This is a genomic window from Desulfosporosinus sp. SYSU MS00001 (assembly GCF_049943955.1).
Lineage (GTDB): Bacteria > Bacillota > Desulfitobacteriia > Desulfitobacteriales > Desulfitobacteriaceae > Desulfosporosinus.
The window spans coordinates 120,612-133,981 of the sequence record NZ_JBNFTW010000013.1; the positions used below are offsets into that span (position 1 = coordinate 120,612).

General features: G+C 43.9%; 12 protein-coding genes. 9 read left to right on the forward strand and 3 right to left on the reverse strand.

Features of this window, described 5'->3' with window-relative positions; translation table 11 throughout:
- Positions 1-8 precede the first annotated feature (8 nt).
- Positions 9-899, forward strand: a complete 891-nt coding sequence (locus ACPUYX_RS19170; protein WP_426381210.1) for an NAD(P)/FAD-dependent oxidoreductase — start codon at positions 9-11, stop codon at positions 897-899.
- A gap of 250 nt (positions 900-1,149) precedes the next feature.
- Here ACPUYX_RS19170 and thrB read toward each other — a convergent pair whose 3' ends face one another.
- Both thrB and ACPUYX_RS19180 read right to left on the reverse strand, forming a co-directional pair.
- Entirely contained in the window at positions 1,150-2,046 is an 897-nt protein-coding gene (gene thrB, locus ACPUYX_RS19175) for a homoserine kinase (RefSeq protein WP_426381211.1), read from the reverse strand.
- On the reverse strand, positions 2,043-3,338 hold the full coding sequence (locus tag ACPUYX_RS19180) for a homoserine dehydrogenase (protein WP_426381212.1): 1,296 nt from the start codon (positions 3,336-3,338) through the stop codon (positions 2,043-2,045). The genes thrB and ACPUYX_RS19180 overlap by 4 nt, the downstream gene beginning before the upstream one ends.
- Positions 3,339-3,703: 365 nt before the next feature.
- Between ACPUYX_RS19180 and ilvE the strand changes: the two genes are divergently transcribed.
- From ilvE to ACPUYX_RS19220, 8 genes are all read left to right on the forward strand, one after another.
- The gene (gene ilvE / locus ACPUYX_RS19185; protein WP_426381213.1) at positions 3,704-4,603 is read left to right on the forward strand and encodes a branched-chain-amino-acid transaminase; all 900 of its coding nucleotides are present in this window, start codon (positions 3,704-3,706) and stop codon (positions 4,601-4,603) included.
- Positions 4,604-4,622: 19 nt separating this feature from the next.
- Positions 4,623-6,311: a biosynthetic-type acetolactate synthase large subunit gene (gene ilvB, locus ACPUYX_RS19190; protein WP_426381214.1), complete on the forward strand. Its 1,689-nt coding sequence runs from the start codon at positions 4,623-4,625 to the stop codon at positions 6,309-6,311.
- Between the two features lie 5 nt (positions 6,312-6,316).
- A complete protein-coding gene (gene ilvN, locus ACPUYX_RS19195; RefSeq protein ID WP_426381215.1) occupies positions 6,317-6,796 on the forward strand; it encodes an acetolactate synthase small subunit in 480 nt (159 codons plus the stop codon).
- Between the two features lie 70 nt (positions 6,797-6,866).
- Positions 6,867-7,865 (forward strand): ketol-acid reductoisomerase, encoded by a 999-nt coding sequence (ilvC, locus tag ACPUYX_RS19200; protein ID WP_426381216.1) that lies wholly within the window; start codon positions 6,867-6,869, stop codon positions 7,863-7,865.
- A gap of 130 nt (positions 7,866-7,995) precedes the next feature.
- A complete protein-coding gene (leuB, locus tag ACPUYX_RS19205; RefSeq protein WP_426381217.1) occupies positions 7,996-9,063 on the forward strand; it encodes a 3-isopropylmalate dehydrogenase in 1,068 nt (355 codons plus the stop codon).
- 517 nt (positions 9,064-9,580) lie between these two features.
- Entirely contained in the window at positions 9,581-10,390 is an 810-nt protein-coding gene (gene proC, locus ACPUYX_RS19210) for a pyrroline-5-carboxylate reductase (protein WP_426381218.1), read from the forward strand.
- 2 nt (positions 10,391-10,392) lie between these two features.
- Positions 10,393-11,511, forward strand: a complete 1,119-nt coding sequence (gene proB, locus ACPUYX_RS19215) for a glutamate 5-kinase (RefSeq protein WP_426381226.1) — start codon at positions 10,393-10,395, stop codon at positions 11,509-11,511.
- A gap of 24 nt (positions 11,512-11,535) precedes the next feature.
- Positions 11,536-12,786 carry a glutamate-5-semialdehyde dehydrogenase gene (locus ACPUYX_RS19220; RefSeq protein WP_426381219.1) on the forward strand — a complete coding sequence of 417 codons (1,251 nt, stop codon included), beginning with the start codon at positions 11,536-11,538 and terminating at the stop codon, positions 12,784-12,786.
- A 19-nt stretch (positions 12,787-12,805) separates the two neighbouring features.
- On the opposite strand, the gene ACPUYX_RS19225 is transcribed toward ACPUYX_RS19220, so the two are convergent.
- The gene (locus tag ACPUYX_RS19225; protein WP_426381220.1) at positions 12,806-13,159 is read right to left on the reverse strand and encodes a hypothetical protein; all 354 of its coding nucleotides are present in this window, start codon (positions 13,157-13,159) and stop codon (positions 12,806-12,808) included.
- Positions 13,160-13,370: the final 211 nt, after the last annotated feature.

Genomic DNA, 13,370 nt, shown 5'->3' on the forward strand with positions numbered 1-13,370 from the left:
TTTAAAACGTGTCTGAGGATCTTAATAATATCAAAGATCACTATGAACTTGCCATTATTGGATGCGGGCCGGCAGGGATGGCGGCAGCTCTTAACGCCAAAATAAGGAAACGAGATTTTATTTTGTTGGGCTCGGAATTCTGCAGTCCAAAGTTGTCTAAGGCCCCTCAAATTGACAATTGGCTCGGTTTTCCTGAAATTAGCGGCGAGGATTTAAGACAGCGGTTTCTAAATCATCTTAAGGAAAAGGACATATCTATTATTCCTTTTAAAGTTACAAGTATATATCCGGGCCCTCCTTTCACCGTCATTGGCAAGGAGAAATCCCTGGAAGCCGATGCTCTCATTCTGGCGACGGGAGTTTCGGCGAGCAAATTATTTCCTGGTGAAGCCGAATTGCTTGGTATGGGTGTTGGCTATTGTGCCACCTGTGACGGTCCCTTGTATAAAGACAAGAAGGCAGCGATTATTTCCTATAGTCATGAAGGTGAGGATGAGGCCAATTTTATGGCCGACATCTGTTCCCAAGTCTATTATATTCCTTATTACAGTGACGCCCCCTCCCTTGATTCCCGGGTTGAAGTTAAGAAGAGCAAGGTTGCGAGGATTGTGGGGAAAGAAAGGGTAGAACAGCTTGACCTTGGGGAGGAACAATTAACTGTTGACGGAGTATTCATCATCAGAGAAAATCTTCCTGCCGAGCAGCTTATTTCAGGTCTGGAAATGGAAGACGGTGCTATTAAGGTAAATCACAAATTGGAAACTAGTTTTCCGGGATTATTTGCAGCCGGCGATTGCACGGGGCAACCCTATCAGTTAATTAAAGCTGCGGGAGAAGGCGGAACTGCAGCCCTTCAGGCGGTGAAATATCTGGATAGTTTTAAAGCTCCTAAACCCTAATCCTAAATTATTTTTCTTTCTGTGCTCGACCGCAAGGGGGACATAAAAAGTGAACCTCCCCTACCTACACTTCGTTAAGAACGAAAACACTGTTTTCGTCGTAGAAAAATAAAAGGTAGGATTTTTAGTTTCCTACCTAATAAGGGTTTGTTCTTCTATTTCCAACCTGCCGCTTCGTCTGAGTCGAACAAGTGCGAAGACAGTATCCTCGAGCGTCAGGTTTTCTTAATTCGGAGTGTCACAAAATTCTTCATTCGTCTGAAGAGACGGCTCCGCAGTGATCAACATCAAGTATGATGGCCTGGGACTCAACCCCAAATTGCTTCATAGTCGTCAGCATGGACTGGCAAACTGCTTTCTGGGAGGATTCCTGAATTAAGGCAATTAGCGTAGGGCCTGAACCGCTCAGAGCCGTTCCATAGGCTCCGGCTTGTTCAGCAGCCTTCAGCGTTTCAAACATCCCTGGAATAAGGGCCGAACGTTTATTTTGATGAAGCATGTCGCGCATTCCCTCTTTCAAGAGGAGATAATCTTCACGAATGAAGGCGTCAATTAATAATCCTGCATGGGAGATATTAAATACAGCCTCTTGACGAGATACATCGGGAGGTAAAATGCCTCTGGCTTTTTCCGTTTTTAGGCGCAGGTTAGGAATAAGAACCACTGCCCTAAGATTTGTCCCCTGTCCTAAAACTCTAGGCAGAACTCCATCACCTGTAGAAACAGCTAAAGTGATTCCTCCATATAAGGCCGGTGTGACGTTATCAGGATGTCCTTCAAGAGTATTGGCCATTTGCAGCAGTTCTAATTTTGCTAAAGGGGTCCCAGCCAAAATATTAGCTGCCACAAGTCCGCCCACAATGGCGGCAGAGCTGCTGCCGAGACCGCGGGCCGGAGGAATATGATTTTCCAGTGTCAGGGCAATCGTCGGAATGGGATAATTAATTTGCTCCCAGAGGTAGCACATGGTTCGCCAGACAAGGTTGCTCTCGTCAGTTGATATACCTTCCTTATAGGTTCCTGTTAACGAGATTTGGAAGGGGCGGTTCACATCAATTTTAATTGAGTTGTATAGTTGAAGGGCCAGGCCAAGACAGTCAAAACCGGGTCCAAGATTGGCGGAGGTAGCAGGGATTTTTACGATCATGAGTTTGACTCCTCCCCTTTTTCAAAGCGTATTACGTTGTGAATCATGAGAACTTTACTATACGCTCGAACTGAGTCCAGAGCTTCTTGAAGCGCGCCTTCGCGGCAGGGGTGCGTTACTAGTACGATTTCGGCTTGCTGTTCGCCGCGGGGTTTTTGGATAATAGAAGCAAAGCTGATGTTTGCTTCCGCAAAGAGGAGCGCCAAAGTGGCAAGGACGCGAGGTTCATCTTTCACGAGAAGACGGATATAAAAGGCAGTGAAAAATTCCGAGGAGGCTTTGATTCCGAGATCACGATAACAGGTGCAGTTAATCATCGACGTGGAGTTAGACTGGATGTTGCGAATGACACGAATGATATCAGAAACTACGGCACTGCCGGTGGGCAGTGATCCTGCCCCCCGGCCATAAAACATGGTTTCTCCCACAGCATCCCCTACAACATAAATGGCATTATAGACACCATTTACGGAAGCCAGGGGATGGTTCATGGGCAAAATTGCCGGATGAACACGAACTTCGATGCCTTCTTCGTGATGTTTTGCGATAGCTAGTAATTTGATGGTACATCCGAGTTCCGCCGCATAGGCTAAATCTTCACGTGTGATTTTGGAGATGCCTTCCACAAAAACGTCCTTGAGGGTAACCCGTGAATTAAAGGCAATGGAGGCAAGGATGGACAGCTTTCGTGCTGCATCTAAACCGTCGACATCGGCCGCAGGGTTAGCTTCAGCATAACCTAAGCTTTGAGCTTCAGCCAATACTTCAAAATAATCCCGTCCCTGTTCTGCCATAGCAGACAGGATATAGTTGGTCGTTCCGTTAATGATTCCGATTAAAGCCGAGATTCGATTAGCAGCCAGAGCGTGTTTAAGGGCAGCAATGATAGGGATTCCGCCGGCGACACTTGCTTCAAAATAGAGGTCTTTACCAGCCGTATTGGCAGCGTCCAGGAGTTCTTGTCCATGGAGAGCCAATAAGTCTTTATTCGCCGTAACCACGTGTTTCCCTTGGCGCAGCGCTTCTAATATATAAGAACGAGCGGGTTCAATTCCTCCAATAACTTCAACAATAATATCAATCTCTGGGTCCTGGAGGATATCATTGGCTTGGTCTGTAAGGAGAAACTTTCCTTGAATGTTTCGGGGAAGTTCGGGATTGCGGACAAGAATCTTTTTTATCTGAATTTCACTTTGAGTTCTCGTTTGTATGTCTTCGGCATTTTGCTGTAATATGCTGACTACGCCACTACCAACGGTTCCAAGACCTAAAAGTCCAATGTTAATAGGCATCTTTGGCAGCTCCTCTCGATAAAAACAAATGTATTGTAATAGTGGACATTATACCGCTAACTATCAAGTTTTGACAAGGCATCTGGTGAATTAATATGAATTTCATGGAAAAAGGGTTGACACTGAGGAATGTATTCTGTATCATATACACAACGTCAGCAATACAAATGTCTTATAACAGAGGAGGAAGTGTATCTAGGGTTCCGGGGGCAACCTGTCTGGTCCAAGCGATACAGAATCCAATTACGGATTTACACCGTGGGTAGAAAAAACCCAAGCGGAAAGTTCCACGTTGCTAGGGACTGGGCTTGGGTTTTTGAGTTGTCTGAATTATTACGGATTTTTAATAGAAAGGGGTTAATCTGATGGGGCTCGTAATTTACTGTAAAGGGGCTTTCGTTTCTGAAGAAGAGGCAAAAGTATCAATTTTTGATCATGGTTTTTTATATGGAGACGGAATTTTTGAAGGAATTCGCGCTTATCATGGCCGGGTTTTTAAATTAGATAAGCATTTAAAACGCCTCTATGAATCGGCGAAGTCGATTCATTTAGCGATTGGGATATCGAAGGATGAAATGCAGGAGATTGTCTTGGAAACATTACGCAGAAATGGGTTAAGAGATGCTTATATTCGTTTAGTTGTTTCCCGTGGCAAAGGGGATTTGGGACTCGATCCTAATAACTGTCCCCAAGCCTCTATCTTTTGTATAGCAGATCAAATAAAAATCTTTGAGCCGATTAAATACGAGCGGGGATTGGAAGTCAAAACCGCTGCCACCCGAAGAAATAATCCTGATTCTTTAAACCCTAGAATTAAATCTCTCAACTATTTGAATAATATTCTTGCCAAAATCGAAGCCAATCAAGCGGGAGTTGTGGAAGCAATCATGTTGACTCAAGATGGCTACGTTGCCGAAGGAACTTCAGACAATATTTTTATTGTGCGCAACGGAGTACTGATAACTCCCCCTTTATCTGCGGGGGTTTTGGAAGGTATAACCAGGAATTCGGTTCTGGAGCTTGCTCGTGAATTGGGGATTAGGACGTCTGAAGAATTATTTACCCGTCACGATCTCTATACTGCCAGTGAGTGCTTTTTAACGGGTACAGCGGCTGAACTTATCCCCGTAGTTAATGTCGATGGCAGGGACATTGACAATGGAGTTCCTGGAGAAGTTTTCCGAAAACTTCTCGCTGCCTTTAGGGCTTTAACTCTTGTCAACGGTCCTGAAATTTATAAAGCGCAGAGCGCAACGGCCAGATAATAGAGGAGGGAAATGAAATATGAGTGAAGAAAAGAAGGGATTAAGTGGAGCAAAACTATTATTAAACGCCTTACAAGAGGAAGGTGTGGACATTATTTTTGGCTATCCTGGCGGAGTATTGCTTCCTCTATATGACGCTATGCTGGATACTCCCATTCGCCATGTCTTAGGACGCCATGAGCAAGGAGTCGTTTTTGCTGCTGACGGGTACGCACGAGTCAGCGGTAAAGTAGGCGTATGCCTGGCGACGTCAGGCCCCGGGGCTACAAATCTGGTAACCGGTATAACCAATGCCTATTCTGATTCTATTCCCCTTGTGGTTTTAACAGGTCAAGTGCCAACAAGTTCCCTTGGATCGGATTCCTTTCAGGAAGTCGATATTATTGGCATTACAATGCCGATAACAAAGCATTCTTATATCGTTAAAGATCCTCGCGACCTTCCCAGAGTAGTTAAAGAAGCCTTCTTTCTTGCTCGAACCGGAAGACCGGGTCCTGTTGTAATTGATCTGCCAAAGGATGTTTTAGCCCAGGAAAATGTTGAACCTTTTCCCAGTGATATGAAGCTTAAAGGGTATAAAGTCTTTGGCCGGGGCAATAACAGTAAAATCGAAGAGGTAGCTCAAGCACTTTCCGAAGCGCGAAAGCCTGTTCTTTATGCTGGCGGGGGAGTTGTGACAGCAAACGCCGAAGGAGTCCTGCGTCAATTTGCTGAACGGGCGAATTTACCCGTTGTCACCACGTTAATGGGGATCGGCAGCCTTCCTTACGGTCATCCTAATCTTTTAGGAATGGTCGGCATGCATGGTACAGTGACTGCTAACTATACAGTGGATGATTGTGACCTGCTGATCGCTGTAGGAGTTCGCTTCGATGATCGGGTAACAAGCGGTTTAGGCCATCGATTTGCGACAAAAGCAAGAGTTATTCATATGGATATTGATCCAGTGGAAATTAGTAAAGTCGTAAAGACACACATGCGAATTGTCGGAGACGCTCGTAAAATTCTTGAAGAACTCCTGGAGGTTCTGCAGGGACATTCACTTCCTGAGCTTTCCGAATGGTGGGGACAAATTCGGAACTGGCAGAAAGATAATCCCTTAGGCTGTGATTTAGACTCCTTAACTCCTCAATTAGTTATAAAGACACTTGGTGAACTGGCAGGCGGAGAGGCTGTTATAGCTACTGACGTGGGACAACATCAAATGTGGGTGGCTCAGTTTTATCCGATAGCACGTATGCGCAATTATGCAACAAGCTGCGGCCTTGGGGTTATGGGCTACGGACTGCCGGCTGCAGTGGGGGCTCAATTGGCTCGTCCTCAAGATAACGTATTTTTAATAACCGGAGATGGTTCACTGCAAATGTCTATTCAGGAGCTGGGAACCGTCGCTCAAAACAAACTGCCAATTAAAATTATCTTGCTTAATAACGGTGTTCTTGGAATGGTTCGTCAAATGCAAAAGATGTTTTATGATGGACGGTACAACCATATTCAACTTGAAGGAAATCCGGATTTTGTCAAAGTGGCTGAGGCCTATGGAATTCGTGGAATTCACGTTGATTCTGTAGATCAGGTTCGTGGTGCCATTGAGGAAGCAGTTAATTCTTCTGGCCCGATATTGCTGGATTTCAAGATTTCCCCTGAGGAAAATGTTTTACCGTTAGTCCCTCCAGGAAAAGTTATCACTGAAATGATTGTGAGGTAATGAGTATGTTGCATACACTTGCAGTTCTTGTGGAAAATCACCCTGGCGTTTTGATTAAAGTTGCGGGACTTTTTGCCCGCAGGGCTTACAATATTGAGAGCCTGACCGTTTGTCAGACTGAGGATCCGGAAGTATCAAGGATGACGATAGTGGTAGCCGGTGATGATCAAGTTATCGAACAAGTTAGAAACCAGTTAAGTAAACTCGTTGTGGTCCACTCAGTTGTAGATTTAACTGAGAAGAGTGTTGTGGATAGAGAACTGGCCTTGGTGAGGATTCCAATTAATTCAGAAACGCGTTCTGAAGTCTTCCAAACCTTGGATGTTTTCCGCGGACGGGTTGTTGATATGGGCAGAAGCAATATCACCGTTGAATTGACCGGGGACATTGATAAAATCGATGCCTTCGTCCATGCGATTCGGCCCTATGGTTTACTAGAATTAGTGCGAACTGGCAAAATTGCTATTATGCGTTCCGAGGCATGAGGTGTATAATAGATGTTGTTTACTGCTTATTTTAATATAATAGTTTAGGATTAGAGAGGAAGATTTTAAAATGGCAAAAATGTATTATGAAGTTGATGCAAATCTCGAATTACTCAAAGGAAAAGTTATTGCGGTTATGGGTTATGGCAGTCAAGGACATGCTCAAGCTCAAAACCTTAAAGATTCAGGTCTTAAGGTCTTAATTGGACTTCGCCCCGGCAGTGCACGCTGGAAACGGGCTGAAGAAGCCGGCTTTGAAGTTATGACGGTTTCCGAAGCAGCCGCTCGTGCCGATGTCATACAAATCTTGCTTCCTGATGAAACCCAAAGTAAAGTTTATGAAAATGAAATTAAACAACATTTAACCTCAGGCAAAGCTCTTGTTTTTTCCCATGGCTTTAATATTCACTTTGGACAAATTGTTCCTCCCAGTGATGTTGATGTGTTCATGGTTGCGCCAAAAAGTCCGGGACATTTGGTTCGCAGAACCTATACTGAAGGTGCTGGGGTACCATCATTGATTGCAGTTCATCAAAATGCTACAGGTAAAGCCAAAGAGTTGGCCTTAGCTTACGCTAAAGGAATCGGGTCCACTAAAGCCGGAGTATTAGAAACGACCTTCGGCGAAGAAACCGAAACGGATTTATTCGGAGAACAAGCTGTTCTTTGCGGCGGTACTTCAGAGCTAGTTAAAGCCGGATTTGAGACTTTGGTGGCAGCCGGCTACCAACCGGAAATTGCTTACTTTGAATGTATGCATGAATTAAAACTGATTGTCGACTTGATGTATGAAGGCGGTCTGAGCTGGATGCGCTATTCAGTATCCGATACGGCCCAATATGGCGATATGACCGTAGGAAAACGAATTGTTACTGATGAGACCCGCAAAGAAATGAAAAAGGTATTGACTGAAATCCAAGACGGAACTTTTGCTAAAAATTGGTTGCTAGAAAATCAAGCTAACCGTCCGGCCTTTAACGCTATGGCTCGACGTGAAGAAAATCATCTCATCGAGAAGGTTGGAGAACAATTAAGAGGTATGATGAGCTGGCTGAAAAAACACGAATAGAAGCAACAGGTAAAATCATCAGTGAATAAAACAACAGGTATGGAGTTTCAGGCCAGATCGTTTCCTCCAATTATGCAGGAGTTGATTCGTGCGGGCGGACTGATTCCATATGTTCGAGGGAGGGAACAGAATGCCTAAAGTCGTTGTTCTTCCGGGAGATGGTATTGGTCAAGAAATTACCCCGGAAGCTATTAAGGTGTTAAAAGCTGTCTTAAAAGACAGTTCAGTTAAGCTAGAGTTTGAAAATCATTTAATTGGCGGAGCGGCCATTGATGAAGTAGGAAAGGCTCTTCCGGATGCCACTCTCGAGGCAGCGCTAGCCGCAGATGCAGTTCTTTTAGGATCAGTAGGCGGACCAAAGTGGGATACCCTGCCTGCCCCGCAGCGCCCAGAGTTAGGCGGTCTTCTTGCAATTCGCAAGGCACTGACTCTGTTTGCTAATATTCGTCCTGTTAAAATGCTGCCCATGTTAGTTGAATCATCAACTCTTCGCCCTGAAGTCGTACAAAATGTTGACCTCGTGGTTTTGCGCGAATTAACGGGCGGGTTATATTTCGGAGAGAAAGGCAGAACTAAGAATCCTGCCAGTGCTTTTGACACCTTGATTTATTCGGAAGAGGAAATTCGCCGGATCGTTGAACTTGGTTTCCAAATGGCTCGTCAGCGTCGCGGCAAGCTCTGTTCAGTGGATAAGGCCAATGTTTTGGAATCTTCTCGTTTTTGGCGGGAGATCACCCTGGACGTTGCCCAAAAGTATCCTGAAGTTGAGTTAACCCATATGTACGTTGATAATGCTGCCATGCAGCTTGTCCGTTACCCAACGCAGTTTGATGTCATTGTGACAGAGAATATGTTTGGTGATATTCTAACGGATTTAGCCTCTATGCTTATGGGCTCTATTGGTATGATTTCTTCGGCAAGCTTAAACGGGAAGAAAGGGCTTTATGAACCGGCTCATGGTTCGGCTCCCGATATCGCCGGTAAAAATATTGCCAATCCTCTAGCTACGATTCTTTCAGGAGCGTTGATGCTGCGCTATTCCTTTGATTTGGAAGAGAAAGCAAAGTTGATTGAGCGTGCCGTGGAAAGAGTGTTAGAGGAGGGGTACCGCACAACGGATCTTGCGAAACCTGGGGATAAAGTCCTGGGGACTCGCGAGATGGGTGATGCAGTTGTAGCTGCTCTAGGGAAAAAATAACAAGTCTATGTGTCTAACCATCTTTTACTGCTAGGGAAATTACTTATTTCTTATGATTTCCAAGATCATCAGACTTGCATATTATAACTATATACGCTACAGTATAGTTAAATTGCATATTGAACGAAGTCAAGGATCGACCCAGTATGATCAACGTGGAGTTCAGAGAGGAAAACAAGCGCTGAGAGTTTTTCCGTCTGCGTTGTCAGAAACCCAGTCGTGAGACTCTGATGATGAATCAGACGGTTTCCACCGTTAGAGGGATTGTATATTGGATTAAACTGATAACATTGAGCTGGCTTTGCAATAAAGGTGGTACCGCGGAAGGTTTCTTTCGTCCTTAAATTAAGGATGGAAGAAGCCTTTTTGTATTTGGATTATAGTTCCAGTTCCAGTAGGTGTTTATCAAGGATTCCAGTTAATAAAAAACTTTTGGATAGACAGAATAAGAACAAAGATCTGTTGCGGAGGATTTTTCTAAAATCATTAGTAATACGGTTTAGAAAGGATGTTAATTATGAAACTAACCGTTGGTTTCATTGGCGCAGGTAATATAGCCGAGGCTATGATTAGCGGTTTGACGAAAGTAGACAAATCAATACAAATTAGGGTGACGAACCATTCAAATACTGAGAGGTTACAACAGCTGGCTGCTAGTTATAATCTCCTTATTTCCAACTTGAATGAACTTGTGGAGAACTCCCGTGTCTTAATCATTGCGGTAAAACCCAAAAATGTTAAAGACGTCCTTGAACAACTTAAAACCTTTGATCTTGGCGGTAAACTCATCATAAGTGTCGCGGCGGGTGTACCTCTTAGATTATTTAATAAGTTTTTGCCGGGAGTTGCTGTTATACGGGCAATGCCGAATACGTCAACAACGGTGCTTCATTCTATGACGGGATTAGTACGCGGTGAAGATGTTACTGCGGAACAAGCAGAGATGAGCGAACAAATCTTTTCTGCCGTAGGGAAAATCTTATGGATTCCCGAGGAAAAAATGAATGCTCTTACAGCAATTAGCGGAAGTGGACCTGCGTACTTTTATCTGTTTATCGAAAGCTTAATTTCGGCCGGAGTTCAATTGGGATTAAGTGAAGAAGAAGCAGAAATGTTAGTACTTGAAACTTCAATCGGGGCAGGAAAAATGATTGCTGAGAGTGAGAAGTCTCCGGGCAGACTGCGAAAGGAGGTCACCTCTCCTAACGGAACCACCTATGCAGCGATTAATATCTTTATGGAAGAAAAATTGGCTGAAACGGTAGTGAAAGCTACGAAAGCTTGTGCTCTGCGCTCGGAAGAGATGGAAGGAGAGTATTCGGTGTGACCATATTTTCGGCTCGTCGAATTGTTTTAAAAATTGGAAGCAGCAGTTTGAATCATTCCCAGGGAGGTTTAGACGAGGAAGCCATCGCTGAAGTTGTCGATGTAATTGCCGCTTTAAAGCAGTCAGGAATAGAATGTATTTTAGTAACTTCCGGAGCCGTAGCAGCGGGAATGGGACAATTAAGACTCCATACACGACCACGTGATTTAGCCGGTAAACAAGCGGTTGCAGCAGTTGGACAGGGCGTTCTTATTGAAAGGTACGCTCAAAATTTAGAACGACACGGTTTAGTCGGCGCTCAAATTTTATTATCCCGGATCGATCTTGCAGAAGCATCACGCTATCATAATGCGCAAAACACTTTGGAGAAACTATTACGGCTGCAAGTAGTTCCTATTATTAATGAAAACGATACAGTAGCCATAGAAGAACTTTGCTTTGGAGACAATGACAGCCTCTCAGCCCTGGTCGCCGGATTAGTTCATGCAGATTTGTTAGTCATTCTCACAGATGTAGATGGGCTGTATACAGCGAATCCCAAAAAGGACAGTTCAGCTCAACTAATAGAAGAAGTTGACGATATTTCGGCTGTTGAGATGATGGCTGGAGGGGCAGGAAGTATCCTGGGAACCGGTGGTATGCTGACAAAATTAAGAGCAGCCAAGATTGCTACACGTTTTGGTATTGGGATGCTTTTACTCAATTTTACGCGGATTGGGGAGTTAGTGGAACTGAACGAAGAGCAGGGAGCTAAAGGAACTTATTTTCACCCTGTAAAGCATCGTCTGGCAGGGCGCAAACGCTGGATTGCCTATGCAGGACTGTCGGAGGGAAGTATTAAAATAGATGACGGAGCTGTAAAGGCCTTGGTAGAAGAAGGAAAAAGCTTGTTGGCTAAAGGGATCAAATCTACCGAAGGAACATGGGAACGAAAAGAAATTGTGCGTATTTTGAATCTTGTTGGTGATGAGGTGGCCAGAGGAGTTATAGAATTGAGCAGTGACGAAGTAGAACTTATTAAAGGGTTACACTCTGAAAAAATGCAGGAACTTATCACCGATTCTTCTGGGGAAGAAGTTGTTCACCGAGATAACATGACGCTGATGATGGACTCTGTGTAAAACTATGACTGGGAGGGATTTAGTGTGATTCAACAGGAACTTTTGGAGATTGGGAAAAGGGCAAAACAAGCTGCCCGTAAGTTGGCGTATGCGAGTACGGAGTCTAAAAATAGAGCATTGCTCGCCATGGCCGAGGCACTGCTGGAGAATGAGCAAGAAATACTTCAGGCTAATACAATTGATGTTCAAGCAGCTGAGAACAAGGGTATTAAAAAAAGTCTCATAAATCGGCTGAGACTGACTTCGGAAGGGATTTCTAATATTAGTAATGCTTTAAAGGAAGTTATTTCTTTGCGGGACCCAGTTGGAGAAGGGGAGGTTTGGACTAGACCTAATGGTTTAAGAATTCAACAGACACGCGTCCCTTTAGGGGTTGTGGCTATGATCTATGAGGCAAGGCCTAATGTAACCGTTGATGCGGCTGCCTTATGTCTAAAGTCCGGTAATTCTGTGATTCTAAGAGGAGGATCTGAGGCCCTAGAAAGTAATAAAGTTCTGGCGAAGGTTATTGCCCAAGCAGCTGAAGAGAGCGGTTTGCCCAAAGGATGTATTCAGTTAATAACTGAAACAAATCGAGAATGGGTTCAGCAGCTTATGCGGATGAATAACTTTGTAGATGTTATTATACCAAGAGGGGGAGCCGGATTAATTCAGACTGTCGTTCAAAATGCTACTGTCCCGGTCATAGAGACAGGAACAGGAATGTGTCATGCTTTTGTTGATCGAGATGCGGATTATGAAAAGGCGATCGCCATTATTATTAATGGTAAAACGCAAAACCCCGGAGTATGTAATGCGTTAGAGACTCTTTTGGTAGATGAACCAATCGCCGAAGATTTTTTGCCAAGAATAGGTGAAGAATTGAAGAAACATCAGGTTGTAATCAAGGGGTGCCCACGAAGCTGTGAGATTTTGCCCTTCGCTCTTCCCGCGGAAGAAGACGATTGGATTTTAGAACATTTAGACCTTATTCTCAGTGTAAAAGTTGTACCAAATTTAGATGCAGCTCTCGACCATATCTATCAATACAGCACTAAGCATTCAGAAACAATTATAACTGAGAATTATTCTAAGGCTCAGCGTTTCTTGAAAGAGGTTGATGCTGCTGCAGCTTATGTTAATGCTTCAACACGGTTTACAGATGGTGGACGCTTTGGCTTTGGAGCAGAGATTGGGATCAGCACACAAAAATTGCATGCTCGCGGGCCTATGGGTCTTAAAGAATTAACGACCATCAAGTATATAGTCTATGGAGACGGACAAATTGTGACTTAGAATTAATTCATGATAATCGTTACCTTTTTGGAGACCGCATTGAGCGTAAAGCAGAACGATATTCCTCGTCTCTGCGCTTTTCTGAAGGGGTAACTGCCTCTTTTTTCTCACCGAGGTTTTGACGTAACGCATTTCTATATTGTTGATCAGACATCTGTGATAGACTTTTCTCTTTAAGATTAGGAACAGGTTCTTCCCGATTTTGTGGCGAAGGTTCCATTTCCTTGTCCTTTATAACTTCGCTTAAGGAATCGGTTTCTTTAGGAGGAGTTTCCTGTATCGTTTCAGTTCGATTAAAAGCACGTAAATTGTAGGCCAAGAGGAGAGCAACAGCAACCACAACGACAATTCCGAAAGCAATAAACGAAAGCATTTCTGATTCACTCCTTTACTTTTGGCGGCAGAAGAAAAAGTTTTGTCTCATAATAGCGCTTTGTTCAAAAAAGACTTGGAAGTTTGAACTGAACCCTGTCTAACGGACAGTATTAAAAAAGTCTATCGTAGAATTTCATGGATTTACGCAATCTGGCATCGCTTTTCAAGCGGTGTCAGTTTTGTTTTAAGCTGAATACGTTCATGGTTGT

Coding starts and splice junctions, on each gene's coding strand:
- thrB (WP_426381211.1), bottom strand. CDS start 2,046: ATGATCGTAAAAATCCCTGCTACCTCCGCCAATCTTGGACCCGGTTTT.
- ACPUYX_RS19180 (WP_426381212.1), bottom strand. CDS start 3,338: ATGCCTATTAACATTGGACTTTTAGGTCTTGGAACCGTTGGTAGTGGC.
- ilvE (WP_426381213.1), top strand. CDS start 3,704: ATGGGGCTCGTAATTTACTGTAAAGGGGCTTTCGTTTCTGAAGAAGAG.
- ilvB (WP_426381214.1), top strand. CDS start 4,623: ATGAGTGAAGAAAAGAAGGGATTAAGTGGAGCAAAACTATTATTAAAC.
- ilvN (WP_426381215.1), top strand. CDS start 6,317: ATGTTGCATACACTTGCAGTTCTTGTGGAAAATCACCCTGGCGTTTTG.
- ilvC (WP_426381216.1), top strand. CDS start 6,867: ATGGCAAAAATGTATTATGAAGTTGATGCAAATCTCGAATTACTCAAA.
- leuB (WP_426381217.1), top strand. CDS start 7,996: ATGCCTAAAGTCGTTGTTCTTCCGGGAGATGGTATTGGTCAAGAAATT.
- proC (WP_426381218.1), top strand. CDS start 9,581: ATGAAACTAACCGTTGGTTTCATTGGCGCAGGTAATATAGCCGAGGCT.
- ACPUYX_RS19225 (WP_426381220.1), bottom strand. CDS start 13,159: ATGCTTTCGTTTATTGCTTTCGGAATTGTCGTTGTGGTTGCTGTTGCT.